Below are 15896 nucleotides of genomic sequence, written 5' to 3'. Positions count from 1 at the left end.
TAACCTCTTGTCCGTTCAAGAGGAGCCTTTTATGAGCGCATGGTTAATGTATGCCCTGCTATCTGCCGCCACGGCGGCGCTGGTAGCTATTTTTGGTAAGGTTGGTTTGCAGCATCTGGATGCCAATACCGCTACGGCCGTTCGCGCCGTAGTCATGGCGCTATTCCTGGTCGGTGTGGTGGTGGTTCAGGGTAAGATGAACCTGGTCAGTACGGTGTTTGCCGACAAAAAAGCGCTGCTGTTTATTCTGCTGAGCGGCGTGGCCGGAGCCCTTTCGTGGCTGTTTTACTTTATGGCGATTAAAAACGGCGAAGTCTCTAAGGTTGCGCCGATAGACAAGCTAAGCGTGGTGTTTGCCGTGATCCTGGCGGTGATTTTTTTCGGCGAGAAAGTTTCGCTGATTGCCGGTATCGGCGTGGCGCTGATCGCCTGCGGCGGTTTGATGGTTGCTCTGGGCTAAACTCTTCCTTCGGGCGCCTCAGGGCGCCTCCCACCTAACCTATTGAAATCAGATCATTTAACTACAAACAACAACACATAATAAACAATTCCACTACCATTAGATCTTTATGCAAACCTATTCACTACTTTATGCATAACCCATGAATTTTTATTTCTGTTTCACCTTTTATTTGTTGATAAAGCTCACAGTAAAAGGCTTTTCGCCAGATAAAATGGCACTACCTTTACATAAAAGGATAATCAAATGGAAAACAACAATCGGGTTATGCCTCATATCAGGCGCACAACGCATATTATGATGGTTTCCCACCGCAGCTGTTTTGACTTCCACTTCTTTGACGCTCTCTAACCTTTCAGACAGCAGACACTGAATTAGCCTTGTTATCTCCGTTACCTGATTCATTTTGGGTGGCCCATAACCTGCGTCTAATTTCGTCGGCAACAAAATAAAATCTTTTTATTCGCGGCTGCTGGGCCGTCGGGATTTTATTATTCAAAAAAATGACCTGGCACACTGACTATTATTATTGAGTCAGCGGCACGCTATTGTCATTTTCCAGCCACCCACAATTGCTGAGCTATTAGCAATTGCAGGACAACTTTATCTGAAATAAAGGTTATATTATGCAATCTTTAAAAATCGCGCTTAATCGTAATTGCCCTGACTGCTTTACTACCGAAAGAGAAATCGTCAATTTATTGTCCACTGATTTCATCGACGTGGCCGCCGCCGTGCTGTCGGTGCCCGACTTGTACAGCGGCATCATGGAGCAGATAGAGCAGACCGGCTTTGGCCTGCCGGTGTTTGTGGCGATTAACGAGAGTGAAATGATCCCGGAGGAATATTACTCCCGCATCACCGGCATTTTCGAACCCAGTGAAACCAAGTCTGAATATTATGGCCGCCAGCTGGAAGCCGCGGCAGAAAAATATGAAAACGGTTTACGCCCGCCATTTTTCGACGCCATGGTTAATTATGTCGAACAAGGAAACAGTGCTTTTGATTGCCCGGGACACCAGGGCGGCCAATTTTTCCGCCGTCACCCTACCGGTAATCAGTTCGTTAATTTCTTTGGCGAAACGCTGTTCCGTTCTGACTTATGTAATGCCGATGTTTCAATGGGCGACCTCCTTATTCACGAAGGTGCACCAAGTACTGCGCAACAGCACGCAGCTAAAGTTTTTAATGCCGACAAAACTTATTTCGTACTTAACGGAACCTCATCATCCAATAAAGTCGTATTAAATGCGTTGTTAACGCCGGGAGATTTAGTTTTATTCGATCGTAATAACCATAAATCGAATCACCATGGCGCATTAATTCAGGCCGGAGCGACGCCGGTTTATCTGGAAACTGCCCGCAACCCGTATGGCTTTATCGGCGGCATTGACGCGCACTGCTTTGAAGAGCGTTACCTGCGTGAGCAAATCGAAGCGGTAGCGCCAAACCGCGCCCGCGAACAACGCCCCTTCCGCCTGGCGGTTATCCAGCTCGGCACCTATGACGGCACGGTGTATAACGCGCGCCAGGTGGTTGATAAAATCGGGCATCTTTGCGACTACATCCTGTTTGACTCGGCCTGGGTGGGCTATGAACAGTTTATTCCGATGATGGAAGCCTGTTCGCCGCTGCTGCTCGAGCTGGATGAAAACGATCCGGGAATTTTGGTTACGCAGTCGGTGCATAAGCAGCAGGCTGGTTTCTCACAAACCTCCCAGATCCACAAAAAAGATAGCCATATCAAAGGACAGGCGCGCTACGTTAACCATAAACGCATGAATAACGCCTTTATGATGCACGCTTCAACCAGCCCGTTTTATCCTCTGTTTGCCGCGCTGGACGTCAACGCCAGAATGCACGAAGGCGAAAGTGGCAAACGTATGTGGATGAACTGCGTGGAAACCGGAATCGATACACGCAAACTGCTGCTGAAAAGCTGTAAACACCTGCGCCCGTTTGTACCGGTGCTGGTAGACGGTAAACCGTGGGAATCGTTCGAAACCGAGGAAATTGCCAACGATCTGCGTTTCTTCCACTTCGTACCCGGCGAGCGCTGGCATGCCTTCGAAGGCTACGCCGAACATCAATATTTTGTCGACCCCTGCAAGCTGCTTCTCACGACGCCGGGCATTAATGCAACCACCGGCAAATACGAAGCCTTTGGCGTGCCCGCTACCATCCTCGCTAATTACCTGCGTGAAAACAGCATCGTGCCTGAGAAATGCGACCTGAACTCTATTCTGTTCCTGCTCACCCCGGCTGAAGACATGGCAAAAATGCAGCATCTGGTCGCCCACCTGGTACGCTTTGAGCATTTGCTGGAAACCGATGCCCCGCTCGCCGAAGTTCTCCCTTCTTTATACCACCAGTATCAGGAACGCTACGAAGGCTACACCCTGCGCCAGCTATGCCAGGAAATGCACGATCTTTACGCCAGCCTCGACGTGAAACAGCTGCAAAAAGAGATGTTCCGCCACGACCATTTCCCACGCGTTGCGATGAATCCTCAGCAGGCAAACCTTGCGTTTGTTCGCGGCGAAGTTGAGCTGGTGCCGCTCAGCGAGGTGGAAGGCCGTATTGCTGCAGAAGGCGCCTTGCCTTACCCACCGGGAGTGCTGTGCGTAGTGCCGGGAGAAATTTGGGGGGGTTCCGTACAGCACTATTTCCAGGCGCTGGAGGACGGCATTAACCAGCTTCCCGGCTTCGCGCCGGAATTGCAGGGCGTGTACATCGAAGAGTGCGACGGACGTAAACGCGTCTGGAGCTATGTGCTGAAACGCTAATTTCCCACCACTTTCACGTTGAGACTTTGATTATGGCAACGCAAAAAAGCAACAAGATGGGCGTGGTGCAGCTGACTATCCTCACCACGGTGAACATGATGGGCTCGGGCATTATTATGCTGCCCACCAAGCTGGCAGAAGTCGGGACTATCTCGATTATCTCCTGGCTGGTTACCGCCGTCGGCTCGATGGCGCTGGCCTACGCCTTTGCCAAATGCGGGATGTTCAGCCGCAAATCCGGCGGTATGGGAGGGTATGCCGAATACGCTTTCGGCAAATCCGGCAACTTTATGGCCAACTACACCTACGGGGTATCGCTGCTGATTGCGAACGTTGCGATTGCTATTTCGGCTGTGGGCTACGGCAGCGAACTGTTCGGCGCGATACTGTCGCCGGTGCAAATTGCTATCGCCACTATCTGCGTACTGTGGATTTGTACCGTCGCCAACTTCGGCGGAGCGCGCATAACCGGGCAGTTGAGCAGCATTACCGTCTGGGGCGTGATAATCCCTGTGCTTGGGCTGTCGATAATCGGCTGGTTCTGGTTCAGCCCTTCCCTGTATGCCGAATCGTGGAACCCGCACCATGTTCCGTTCTTTGAGGCCGTTGGTTCTTCTATCGCGATGACGCTGTGGGCCTTCCTTGGGCTGGAGTCCGCCTGCGCCAATACCGATGTAGTGGAAAACCCGGAGCGCAACGTGCCAATTGCCGTGATGGGCGGCACGCTGGGCGCGGCGGTGATTTATATTATCTCAACCAACGTAATAGCCGGGATTGTACCTAACGTCGATATCGCCAACTCTACGGCACCGTTTGGCGTGGCTTTTGCCCAGATGTTTAATCCGACGGTCGGCAAGGTGATCATGGGTCTGATGGTGATGTCGTGCTGCGGCTCGCTGCTCGGCTGGCAGTTCACCATCGCGCAGGTGTTTAAATCATCCGCCGATGAAGGCTACTTTCCGAAAATCTTCTCCCGCTTGTCAAAGGCTGACGCCCCGGTCAAAGGCATGCTGATCATTGTTATGTTCCAGAGTTTGCTGTCGCTGATGACCATCAGCCCTTCGCTGAACAAACAGTTCAACGTGCTGGTTAACCTGGCGGTGGTCACCAACATCATCCCTTATATTCTGTCGATGGCGGCGCTGGTAATTATTCAGAAACTGGCGAAGGTAGAGGCAGGTAAAGCGAGGATGGCGAACATAATTGCCCTTATTGGCGCGATTTACAGCTTCTACGCGCTGTACTCTTCCGGGGAGGAGGCAATGCTCTATGGTGCGATGGTGACGTTTTTAGGCTGGACGTTGTATGGCCTGGTGTCACCGCGTTTTGAATTAACCGACAGGCACATCTGATAAAAAAGGGAGCGGTAATTCGCTCCCTTTCTTCACAGTACTTTTACTTCGCGTTCTTCAGCACTTCGCTGACAATCTCTACCGCTTCTTTCTCAATCTGCTCGCGGTGCTCTGCGCCCAGGAAGCTTTCACAGTAAATTTTGTAGGCGTCTTCGGTGCCGGACGGACGAGCGGCGAACCAGCCGTTCCCGGTCATCACCTTCAGACCACCGATGGAAGCGCCGTTGCCCGGTGCTGCCGTAAGGCGGGCGGTGATCGGGTCACCTGCCAGCGTGTCTGCACTGACCATTTCTGGCGACAGCTTAGACAGCGCGGCTTTCTGTGCGGAGGTCGCCGGAGCCTGAATACGGTTGTAGCTTGGTGCGCCAAAGCGTGCCGCCAGCTCGTCGTAATGCTGCTGCGGGTTTTTGCCCGTTACGGCGGTGATTTCTGCCGCCAACAGGCACATGATGATGCCGTCTTTGTCGGTCGACCATGGCGTGCCGTTAAAACGCAGGAACGATGCCCCGGCGCTTTCTTCACCACCGAAGCCGAAGCTGCCGTCGAACAGGCCGTCGACGAACCACTTAAAGCCAACCGGGACTTCCACCAGCTTGCGGCCCAGGTCTTCCACCACGCGGTCGATCATCGCGGAAGAAACCAGGGTTTTGCCTACCGCTACATCTTTGCCCCACTGCGGACGATGCTGGAACAGGTAGTTAATAGCCACGGCCAGATAATGGTTAGGGTTCATCAGGCCAGCAGGCGTAACGATACCGTGGCGGTCATAATCCGGGTCATTAGCAAACGCCAGATCGAATTTGTCGCGCAGCGCCAGCAGGCCCGCCATCGCACATTCGGAGGAGCAGTCCATGCGGATTGCGCCGTCTTTATCGAGATGCATAAAGCGGAAAGTCTGATCGACCTGATCGTTAACGATGGTCAAATCCAGGTTGTAGTGCTTCGCGATACGGTGCCAGTATTCGATCCCGGAGCCGCCGAGTGGGTCAACGCCCAGCTTCAGGCCTGCTTTTTGAATCGCGGCCATGTCGACGATATCCACCAGGCCTTCGATGAACGGCTGAACCAGATCCTGCTCCTGAACGTGGCCACTTTCCCAGGCTTTATCCAGAGAGATACGCTTCACGCCTTTCAGGCCGTCGGCCAGCAGCGCGTTAGCGCGATCTTCAACGACTTTGGTGACGTTGGTATCAGCCGGGCCACCGTTTGGCGGGTTGTACTTAATACCGCCGTCGTCCGGTGGGTTGTGGGATGGCGTGATAACAATCCCGTCCGCCTGAGCGCCGCCCTTTTGGTTATGCACCAGAATGGCGTTAGAAACCGCCGGCGTTGGGGTGTAGCCGTTATCCTGCTGCACAATAACGTCCACGCCGTTGGCAGCCAGCACTTCCAGCACGGAGATAAACGCAGGTTCGGACAGTGCGTGGGTATCTTTGCCCACATAGCACGGACCGGTGATCCCATTCTTCGCACGCTCTTCAGCAATAGCTTGCGCAATCGCCAGAATATGAGGTTCGTTAAAGCTATGACGCGCCGCACTGCCGCGGTGGCCGGAAGTCCCGAATTTCACCGCGTGTTCACTATTACCCACCACAGACTTCAGCACGTAATACTGCGCCGTAAGCTGGGCTACGTTAATCAAATCGCTCTGTTGTGCAGGCTGGCCCGCACGATCGTGGTTAGCCATTGGCTCTTCCTTACTGACGCCAGGTTTTTAAATAGTGCCGCAAACCTTTTCAATCAGCTCCGCAGGGAACTGCATTGACTGCATGATGTGTTCAACCATGCTGCATTTACGACCAGTATTCGTATTGGTGATCACCCAGTATGGGGTGCCCGGAACATGTTTAGGCTTGGTTTGATTGCCGTTTGCCAGCAGCGTTTGCTCATCACCGGCAAAATAGACGCGAGTGCGGCCATGCAGGGATTCTGTCGCTTCGCCGAAGGTCTTCGCGTCCAGCTGATACAGCGTGGACAGCACCATCATAAAGCGGTTTACGGCCTTATTCTGAGCGGCATATTCATCCGAAAGCAGCAGCTCACGAACGGCGCGCACGCGGTTGCGGGCGGTGTTCGCAGGCTTCTCTTCAACAACGGGAGCCGCAGCGCGCTCAGGCGCGGCTGGCGTAGGAGTGGCTGCTGGTGTTTGCCCGGCGGTAAATTTAAGCATGCGCCGTAAAATGTCTGACGCGCTCTCGCCAATGTGCTTAGTCTGACTGGCAATGTAGCGGTAAAGCTCGTCATCAACTTCGATTGTTTTCATCTTAATCCAGTACGATATCTTTTCTGAATACAAGTCGTTGGGAGTATAGGGTCAAATCCCAACAGCGAACAGGAGGGGCGACTCAAAGTCAGAGTAAACTGAATATTTGCCGCACGCCCGCAGGAATGCCAACATGATACCCTAACCAAACGAACCAAAATAAAGAACTTTGCCATGAAATTAAATGCTCGCCTGCAAACTGCGCAACAATCGAATAGCAATTCCCCTATCGTACTGATCCACGGCCTGTTTGGCAGCCTGGATAATCTCGGCGTGCTGGCGCGGGATCTGGGTAAAGATCATACTTTGCTGCAAATAGATCTGCGTAACCACGGGCTGTCTCCGCGCAGCGACGATATGAGCTATGCCGCAATGGCCGGCGACGTTCTGGACACGCTTGATGATTATGGTATCGAGAAAGCCACGTTTATCGGTCACTCTATGGGCGGCAAAGTGGTGATGGCGCTGGCGGCTCTTGCCCCCCAGCGCATCGATAAACTGGTGATGATTGATATCGCTCCGGTTAACTATCAGGTTCGCCGTCACGACGAGATTTTTGCGGCGATTCGTGCGGTTACTGAAGCAGGCGTTGAGACTCGCCAGCAGGCGGCGCAGATCATGCGCGAACACGTAGAAGAAGAAGGCGTCATTCAGTTTCTGCTGAAGTCTTTTGCCGACGGCGAGTGGAAGTTCAACGTGCCGGTGCTTTGGCAGCAATACGAAAGTATCGTTGGCTGGCAACCCGTTCCCGCCTGGCAGCATCCCGCCTTATTCATCCGCGGCGGGAACTCGCCGTATGTTGATGAAAGCCACCGCGAGGCGCTTTTAAGTCAGTTCCCGCAGGCTCGCGCACACGTCATCGCTGGCGCGGGCCACTGGGTTCACGCTGAAAAACCGGACGCAGTTTTACGCGCAATTCACCGATTTATCGACGCGGAAGCGAAAAACTGATTAAAAACAGAACGACCGGCCAGCAGAAGTCGCTAACGCGTTGGCGGGAATGGCGCGCTGATGTATGATGGCGCGCTTAATTGCACCGGCACCCTGCCCCTGCAGCCAGAATTTCCTGTCAGTATCCTAATCATGGCAAAAGAACAAACGGACCGTACTACATTAGATCTGTTCGCGGACGAGCGTCGCCCCGGGCGGCCTAAAACCAATCCGCTCTCGCGCGATGAGCAGCTGCGTATTAATAAACGCAATCAGCTTAAGCGCGACAAAGTGCGTGGTTTGAAGCGAGTTGAGCTAAAACTGAACAATGATGCGGTCGACGCCCTCAACCAGCTTGCCGACGCCCGCAGCATCAGTCGTAGCGAACTGATCGAAGAGATGTTGCTCGAGCAGCTTAAAAAGCTGGGATAGCGCTTTCTGTTGCCCTGCCCGTCATCTGAAATCTCAAAAGGGTGAGCAAAACCATGTTGCAGACTGTGCACCCCGGCGTGATAGCTGTTTCCGCTGGTGGAGCTGTTCTGCTATGATTGCCCTATACGTGGGCATTGAACGGCCAGCATACTATTAAGTTTCAAGAGGTTATTTTACTCATGGCAATCGTAGGCATTTTTTTCGGCAGCGACACCGGTAACACCGAAAATATCGCAAAAATGATTCAAAAACAGCTCGGTAAAGACGTTGCTGAGGTGCATGACATTGCTAAAAGCAGCAAAGAAGATCTCGAAGGTTTCGACATTCTGTTGCTCGGCATCCCAACCTGGTACTACGGCGAAGCGCAGTGCGACTGGGATGATTTCTTCCCTACTCTCGAAGAAGTCGATTTCAACGGTAAGCTGGTTGCGCTGTTCGGCTGTGGTGACCAGGAAGACTACGCGGAATACTTCTGTGATGCGCTGGGTACCATTCGCGATATCATCGAACCGCGCGGCGCCGCTATCGTAGGCCACTGGCCGACCGCGGGCTACCACTTTGAAGCGTCAAAAGGCCTGGCAGACGACGACAACTTTGTCGGTCTGGCCATCGACGAAGACCGCCAGCCGGAACTGACCGCCGAGCGCGTTGAGAAGTGGGTCAAACAGATTTCTGAAGAACTGAATCTGGCCGATATTATTAACGCCTGATTTGTCTGGCGCAAATGCAGCGTTTGCGCCATCTTGATAGCTTGTAGCAATGAAAATAATTGCTACAAGTTTGTAACTTTCTCGTACATCCCTGTACAATGTCTTCCTGACAGCTTGGCTGATAATTACTGTAAATGGCGACGCCGCCACGATTTTTCAGCCTCATTTTGCACCATACTTGCGGTTCCCATTTAGAAGCAGCAGTTCTATAATGAGACGCATTACTCTTTACGCTCACTGCAGTTTGAGCGAATCGTTAAGCAACAGGACACTTTCCGCATGACTGACAACAATACCGCATTAAAGAAGGCCGGCTTGAAAGTCACGCTTCCGCGATTGAAAATCCTCGAAGTGCTGCAAGAGCCGGTAAATCATCACGTCAGCGCGGAAGACTTATATAAACGTCTGATCGACATGGGCGAAGAAATAGGCCTGGCGACGGTCTACCGCGTGCTGAACCAATTTGACGATGCCGGGATCGTGACCCGCCATAATTTTGAAGGCGGCAAGTCCGTTTTCGAGCTGACCCAGCAGCATCACCACGATCACCTTATCTGCCTCGATTGCGGCAAAGTAATCGAGTTCAGCGATGATTCTATTGAATCGCGCCAGCGTGAAATTGCCACACGCCACGGTATCCGCCTGACTAACCACAGTCTCTATCTGTACGGACACTGTGCCGAAGGCGACTGCCGCGAAGACGACACCGCGCACGATCCTAAATAAGTAATCCGCATTAACGAACGCTGCCGAACAGGTGGCGTTTAAAAGCAAAAACCGGCAGGTTTCCCTTGCCGGTTTTTTTATTGACTGAAAAAACGTAATCAGCTGTTATTCGCGCGAATTTCTTGCCAGATTTTATCGCAGCGAACCTTCGCGGCTTCATCATTCCCGCTCTTTCTTGCCTGAATGCATTTCTGATAATCCAGCACGCTCACGGTCTCTTTTTCAACAAACGCTTTGTGCTGTTTTTCCTGACGCAGTACGTTCAGCACGCTCTGGCAGGCTTCGATTTTATCCGGGTTGCCTTCTGCGGTATTGATACAAGCGCTGTAAGCCTGCTTCAGATGTGAATCTTCCGGCGGAGCCGGGGGCTGAACGCAGGCGGAGAGCGTGAAAGCCACGGCGGTAACCAGCAGGATTTTTTTCATGTTCAGTTCCTTATAAAAAACGGGCGCTTGCGCGCCCGATTTAGCATTAGAAGATGGTGAACGGAGCAATAACGATAAATTTCACGTCACGCTCATCCTGGAACATGTTGCCGTAACCACCGCCCCAGCTTGGGATATCGGAGTGGTTGTCGTACTGAGTGAAGTGCAGTTTGAACAGCGTACCTTTCGCACGGCCTTCCTGCACGGTGTACATTGCGTCGAGGCTGTATGAAGACTCTTTGATCTTGTTGGATGCGATATCCTGACGGTTACCGGAAGCATCAAGCGCCCATGTGGCTGGTTTTGCATCCCATGCATAAACATAGGAGCCCCCAACAGCCCAACCCGGCAGATTCCAGTTGCTCAGGTCATACATCGCGCCGAAGAACACGGCTTTTTCGCCGTTGGCGTTGAAGTCAGAGCGGTTATCCCACCAGACATCGAGACGGCCGTTTGAAGAGGCATAGGTTGGCGTCATACGCTGCAGGAAGTAACCCTGCTGGCCTTCTGCCTTCACCATGGTCCCTTCCAGACGCAGGTCAACCTGGCCAATTTTGTAGCCTAAGGTCAGCGCCTGCAGCCACGCGGTACCGTCATAAATATCGTTGATGGTGTTGTTAGAGGCTTTATCACGGGTGCCGTAGAACTGGTAGCTGGTGCTCAGCGGGCTGCCTGCAACGTCAAATTTGTAGCTCGCTTTCGCGAAGTACTGGTCAACAAAACCTTCAGCCTGACCAAATGCCCCTTCCAGAATCAGGTCATTTTTGAAGTCATATTTCGCGCCGATGGAGTGCAGATAATCAACTTTGGTCTTTTTGTCGTTCTGGTAGAACTTGTCCGTTTCCAGATGCCATGGAGCCTTGTACTCGTTGGTCCACATGTAGGAGAAGCTCAGCGCACCTGCATCGCCATAGTCGAATGCCGCCCCAGCTTCAGCCCCCTGATAGGTACCAGGCATGAAGCTCCAGTGTGGCGCTAACAGCGTTTGGCCGGTTGGCTGGATATAACCCGCACGAGCCCAGACCGGGCCGTACTTAAATTTAGCGGCCGCTTTATAAAGGCTGATGCCGCCTTTATCGCCGGAGTAGTCTTCGCTGTAGCCTTTGTTTTTAGAGGAGAATGCGATTTCGTTTGGGTGGCCGCTGGCGCTGTCTTCGGCCATCTCAATGGCGGTGAAAGCGGCGATATCCAGGCCAAACATGTCGGCTGCGTAGCCGGACTGGAAGTCCAGGTTAGCGTTCCAGGTTGAGTGTGACAGGTTAGTTTTGTACTTACCGTCGGTCACATCTTTACGGTCACGTTCGCGCTGCCAGTAATAGACGCCACCGGTCAGCGTTGAGTCATCAACAAAGCCCGCAGCGCTAACCTGCGGAGCCACTACAAAACCTGAAAGAGCGGTAACGCTTGCAATAGCAAGAGCAAGCGCACTACGTTTGCCACTAAACGTACGCATAGTTAAATTCCTCTTTGACGTAAAAATCATCGTCTGACGTGAAAAGCGCCATTGACGAAAAAAGTAAAATTGCCCAAAGGCTAAAAGCGGTTTCTACCTGACACACCCGCATTACCGCTGCTCATAGACTATTTTTCGCGACGCGAATTATCAATGACTTTGTATCAGAGATTTCCTGGAGTATGACAGAGAGCACATAATCTATGTGCATTTGTAACAAAATCGCGCAGCAGACGCTTAGCCCGAAATCCTATCAATTAACAACATAAAATTCTTTTGAGAGCGCTTTCATTATAAGCATCAGGATATTACGGAGAAGACATGACTGAGTGCGAGGGAATGATCCGAAGAGTGTAAATGAGAATTAATTCGCATCGCGAATGTGTACTGCTCGTTAATGTCAGGTAACCAGAAAGAAAAAACGCCGCATTGAGCGGCGTTTTTATCAGACGATTAACGGCAATTATTCGCCGATTTTAGCCCAGGTATCGCGCAGGCCAACGGTGCGGTTAAATACCAATTTTTCGGCCGTCGTGTAACGGCTGTCGAGGCAGAAGTAACCTTCACGCTCGAACTGATAAGCCTTACCTTTTTCTGCGTTCTGCAGGCTTGGCTCAACGAAGCCCTGACGAATAACCAGTGAGTCAGCGTTAATGGTCGACAGGAAGTCCTCCGCAGCGCCTGGGTTTGCAACGCTGAACAGGCGGTCATACAGGCGGATTTCAACCGGCAACGCATGTGCGGCGCTCACCCAGTGAATTACGCCTTTAACTTTGCGACCGTCTGCCGGGTCCTTGCTCAGGGTTTCCGGGTCGTAGGTGCAGTAAAGCTCGGTGATATTGCCTTCCGCATCTTTTTCAACACGCTCGGCTTTGATCACATACGCATTACGCAGGCGAACTTCTTTACCCAGCACCAGGCGCTTGTACTGCTTGTTCGCTTCTTCACGGAAGTCAGCCCGGTCGATATAAACCTCACCGCTGAACGGCACTTCACGGCTGCCCATCTCAGGTTTGTTCGGATGATTAGGCATGGTCACCGTCTCTTCTTCACCCTGAGGATAGTTAGTGATGATAACTTTCACCGGATCCAGCACGGCCATCGCACGCGGCGCGTTCTCGTTCAGATCGTCACGGATGCAGGATTCCAGAGAAGCCATTTCCACGGTGTTGTCTTGCTTGGTCACACCAATGCGCTTACAGAATTCGCGAATAGAAGCTGCGGTGTAACCACGGCGGCGTAGGCCCGAAATAGTCGGCATGCGCGGGTCATCCCAGCCTTCAACAATCTTCTCGGTCACCAGCAGGTTAAGCTTACGCTTGGACATGATGGCGTATTCGAGGTTAAGGCGAGAAAACTCGTACTGGCGCGGGTGAGCAGGAATAGTGATGTTATCCAGCACCCAGTCATACAGACGACGGTTATCCTGGAATTCCAGGGTACACAGCGAGTGGGTGATCCCTTCCAGCGCATCAGAAATGCAGTGGGTGAAGTCGTACATCGGGTAGATGCACCACTTGCTGCCGGTCTGGTGGTGGTCGGCAAACTTAATGCGGTACAGCACCGGATCGCGCATCACGATGAATGGCGAAGCCATATCGATTTTAGCACGCAGGCAGGCGGTACCTTCGGCGAACTCACCGTTGCGCATTTTCTCGAACAGCGCGAGGTTTTCCTCAACCCTACGATCGCGGAATGGGCTGTTTTTGCCAGGCGCGGTCAGGGAACCACGGTATTCACGAATTTGTTCCGGGCTCAGCTCATCAACATAGGCCAGACCTTTATTAATAAGCTCAACGGCATAGTTAAACAGCTGGTCAAAATAGTCAGACGAATAACGAACGTTACCGGACCAATGGAAGCCCAGCCATTCAACGTCATGCTTGATGGACTCTACGTATTCGATGTCTTCTTTTACCGGGTTTGTGTCATCGAAGCGCAGGTTGCACTGCCCCTGGTAGTCCTGGGCAATGCCAAAGTTCAGGCAAATAGACTTGGCGTGACCAATATGCAGATAGCCATTTGGCTCAGGCGGAAAACGGGTGCAAATACTGGTGTGCTTACCGTTCGCCAGGTCTTCATCAATAATCTGACGAATAAAGTTAGTTGGGCGGGCTTCAGCCTCACTCATCGCGGGTTCCTCAAAGCGTGTACCTTAGTTAACGGTGCATGATCTAATAAGCGGCCCCGGGAAACAACCTTTAGTTGCATAAATTAGGGTTGTTCATGCCCGGTTAACGGCAGGCAATAAAAAAGCGGCTGACGATTTACGCCAGCCGCTTAAGGCACAAATGCTTACTCAGGAGCGATTACTTGCCTTTAATCTCATACAGTGGCGTTTGACCGGCAACCACCTGACCTTTCGCCTGGATAACCAGACCGCTGAAGTCGTCGATGTTGCTGCAAACAACCGGGCTAATCATGGAACGAGCGTTGGCGTTCAGGAAATCAAGATCCATTTCCAGAACCGGCTGGCCGGCAACCACTTCCGCACCCTCTTCCACCAGACGAGTGAACCCTTTACCACCCAGAGCAACGGTATCGATGCCCATGTGAACCACAATTTCAGCGCCTTTTTCTGTTTCGAGGCAGAAAGCGTGGTTGGTGTTGAAGATTTTCACAATCGTACCCGCAGCAGGAGAAACCACGGTTTTGTCGGTTGGCTTAACGGCCACACCATCCCCTACTGCTTTGCTGGCAAACGCTTCGTCAGGAACCTGATCAAGCTCAACCACTTCGCCAGTGACCGGAGAAACCAGAGCCGCAACGGTCGTACTGGTGGCGTTTGGAACCGCCTGTGGTTTAGCAGCAGGCGCTGGCGCTGTGCCAGCAACAGGCGCGGCTGCTTCTACGGTGCCTGCAGTTTTCATTGCGTTAGCAATTTTTTCTGCAGCAAAGCCAACGATGATTTGCACGCTGGTTTTGTTCAGGCGGATAACGCCCGTTGCACCCAGACGCTTAGCCAGCGCTTCGTTTACTACGGAAGAGTCTTTCACGTTCAGACGCAGACGAGTGATACAGGCATCAATACCGGTCAGGTTAGCAGAGCCACCGACCGCAGAGATGTACTGACGAGCCAGGCCGGAAACGTCCTGATTCGCATCGCCGCTCACATTCACGTCCTGACCATCAGCTTCATCACCGGCTACCGCCAGTTCACGGCCAGGGGTCAGCAGGTTGAATTTAGTGATGGTGAAACGGAATACCACGTAGTAGAGAACGAAGAACACCAGACCCTGAGGAATCAGCATCCACCAGTGGGTTGCCAGCGGGTTACGGGACGAAAGCACCATATCCACCAGACCCGCGGAGAAGCCGAAGCCAGCAATCCAGTGCATGCTTGCCGCGATGAACACGGAGATACCGGTCAGCACTGCGTGGATCAGGTACAGTACCGGAGCAACGAACATGAAGGAGAATTCCAGCGGTTCGGTGATACCGGTGAAGAACGCAGCGAAGGCGGCCGCCATCATAATACCGGCAACTTTTGCTTTGTTTTCAGGACGTGCACAGTGGTAAATAGCCAGCGCTGCACCCGGCAGGCCGAACATCATGATCGGGAAGAAGCCCGCCTGGTAACGGCCGGTGATACCGACAACCGCTTTACCTGCTTCGATGGACTGAGCGCCACCCAGGAAGTTAGGGATGTCGTTAATGCCGGCAACGTCAAACCAGAACACGGAGTTCAGGGCGTGGTGCAGACCAACCGGGATCAGCAGACGGTTGAAGAACGCATAGATACCTGCGCCTGCAGAACCGAGTTTCTGGATGTGCTCACCGAAGTTCACCAGACCGTCAAAGATCATCGGCCAGATGTACATCATGATGAAGGCAACAACGATCATCAGGAAGGAGGTGAGGATAGGGACCAGACGGCGACCGCTGAAGAACGACAGCGCTTTCGGCAGCTCAACGCCGCTGAAGCGATTGTACAATTCCGCAGAGATAATACCGACCAGAATACCCACAAACTGGTTTTCAATTTTACCAAATGCCGCCGGAACCTGATCCACCGGAATTTTCTGGATCATCGCAACCGCTGCCGGTGAGCAGAGGGTGGTCAGAACCAGGAAGCCAACAAAGCCGGTCAGCGCTGCTGCGCCGTCTTTGTCTTTAGACATACCGTAAGCGACGCCGATGGCGAAAAGCACGGACATGTGATCGATGATTGCGGAACCGGATTTAATGAAGAGCGCCGCTAGTGCGTTGTCTCCACCCCAACTGACTGGGTCAATCCAGTAACCAACCCCCATTAGTATTGCTGCTGCTGGCAGTGTAGCCACCGGCACCATAAGTGCCCGGCCCACGCGTTGTAGATAACCTAGAATACTCACTTTATTCCCCCTATGAGACCCCGTT

At 52.6% G+C, this 15896-nt stretch carries 14 protein-coding genes; 8 read left to right on the top strand and 6 right to left on the bottom strand.

What is annotated here, in order from left to right:
- Positions 1 to 31 precede the first annotated feature (31 nt).
- From HX778_RS17105 to potE, 4 genes are all read left to right on the top strand, one after another.
- Entirely contained in the window at positions 32 to 460 is a 429-nt protein-coding gene (locus tag HX778_RS17105; protein WP_038474634.1) for an EamA family transporter, read from the top strand.
- Positions 461 to 706: 246 nt separating this feature from the next.
- Positions 707 to 811 carry a leader peptide SpeFL gene (gene speFL, locus HX778_RS17100; RefSeq protein WP_144244031.1) on the top strand — a complete coding sequence of 35 codons (105 nt, stop codon included), beginning with the start codon at positions 707 to 709 and terminating at the stop codon, positions 809 to 811.
- 275 nt (positions 812 to 1086) lie between these two features.
- Positions 1087 to 3246 carry an ornithine decarboxylase SpeF gene (gene speF / locus HX778_RS17095; protein ID WP_038474637.1) on the top strand — a complete coding sequence of 720 codons (2160 nt, stop codon included), beginning with the start codon at positions 1087 to 1089 and terminating at the stop codon, positions 3244 to 3246.
- A 32-nt stretch (positions 3247 to 3278) separates the two neighbouring features.
- A complete protein-coding gene (potE, locus tag HX778_RS17090) occupies positions 3279 to 4598 on the top strand; it encodes a putrescine-ornithine antiporter (protein WP_176982611.1) in 1320 nt (439 codons plus the stop codon).
- A 43-nt stretch (positions 4599 to 4641) separates the two neighbouring features.
- Here the strand turns inward: potE and pgm are convergent, their stop codons facing one another.
- The gene (pgm, locus tag HX778_RS17085; protein WP_176982610.1) at positions 4642 to 6285 is read right to left on the bottom strand and encodes a phosphoglucomutase (alpha-D-glucose-1,6-bisphosphate-dependent); all 1644 of its coding nucleotides are present in this window, start codon (positions 6283 to 6285) and stop codon (positions 4642 to 4644) included.
- A 27-nt stretch (positions 6286 to 6312) separates the two neighbouring features.
- Positions 6313 to 6861: a replication initiation negative regulator SeqA gene (seqA, locus tag HX778_RS17080; protein WP_038474645.1), complete on the bottom strand. Its 549-nt coding sequence runs from the start codon at positions 6859 to 6861 to the stop codon at positions 6313 to 6315.
- A gap of 174 nt (positions 6862 to 7035) precedes the next feature.
- Between seqA and ybfF the strand changes: the two genes are divergently transcribed.
- The 4 genes from ybfF (at position 7036) to fur (ending at position 9659) form a co-directional block, all read left to right on the top strand.
- Positions 7036 to 7812 carry an esterase gene (gene ybfF / locus HX778_RS17075; protein ID WP_176982609.1) on the top strand — a complete coding sequence of 259 codons (777 nt, stop codon included), beginning with the start codon at positions 7036 to 7038 and terminating at the stop codon, positions 7810 to 7812.
- A gap of 132 nt (positions 7813 to 7944) precedes the next feature.
- The gene (ybfE, locus tag HX778_RS17070) at positions 7945 to 8223 is read left to right on the top strand and encodes a LexA regulated protein (RefSeq protein ID WP_052049066.1); all 279 of its coding nucleotides are present in this window, start codon (positions 7945 to 7947) and stop codon (positions 8221 to 8223) included.
- A gap of 179 nt (positions 8224 to 8402) precedes the next feature.
- Positions 8403 to 8933: a flavodoxin FldA gene (gene fldA, locus HX778_RS17065; protein ID WP_081948222.1), complete on the top strand. Its 531-nt coding sequence runs from the start codon at positions 8403 to 8405 to the stop codon at positions 8931 to 8933.
- A 279-nt stretch (positions 8934 to 9212) separates the two neighbouring features.
- Entirely contained in the window at positions 9213 to 9659 is a 447-nt protein-coding gene (fur, locus tag HX778_RS17060; RefSeq protein WP_008456106.1) for a ferric iron uptake transcriptional regulator, read from the top strand.
- Between the two features lie 98 nt (positions 9660 to 9757).
- Here fur and chiQ read toward each other — a convergent pair whose 3' ends face one another.
- From chiQ to nagE, 4 genes are all read right to left on the bottom strand, one after another.
- Positions 9758 to 10084 carry a ChiQ/YbfN family lipoprotein gene (gene chiQ, locus HX778_RS17055; protein ID WP_154185177.1) on the bottom strand — a complete coding sequence of 109 codons (327 nt, stop codon included), beginning with the start codon at positions 10082 to 10084 and terminating at the stop codon, positions 9758 to 9760.
- Between the two features lie 46 nt (positions 10085 to 10130).
- Positions 10131 to 11537: a chitoporin gene (gene chiP, locus HX778_RS17050; protein WP_038474657.1), complete on the bottom strand. Its 1407-nt coding sequence runs from the start codon at positions 11535 to 11537 to the stop codon at positions 10131 to 10133.
- Between the two features lie 463 nt (positions 11538 to 12000).
- Positions 12001 to 13668 (bottom strand): glutamine--tRNA ligase, encoded by a 1668-nt coding sequence (gene glnS, locus HX778_RS17045; RefSeq protein WP_176982608.1) that lies wholly within the window; start codon positions 13666 to 13668, stop codon positions 12001 to 12003.
- A gap of 178 nt (positions 13669 to 13846) precedes the next feature.
- Entirely contained in the window at positions 13847 to 15871 is a 2025-nt protein-coding gene (gene nagE, locus HX778_RS17040; RefSeq protein WP_038474662.1) for an N-acetylglucosamine-specific PTS transporter subunit IIBC, read from the bottom strand.
- Between the last annotated feature and the right edge of the window lie 25 nt (positions 15872 to 15896).

Source organism: Cedecea sp. P7760 (assembly GCF_013386425.1).
GTDB lineage: Bacteria > Pseudomonadota > Gammaproteobacteria > Enterobacterales > Enterobacteriaceae > Cedecea > Cedecea selenatireducens.
Note: the sequence above shows the minus strand (reverse complement) of the source record. Positions and strands in the feature narration are given on the sequence as shown.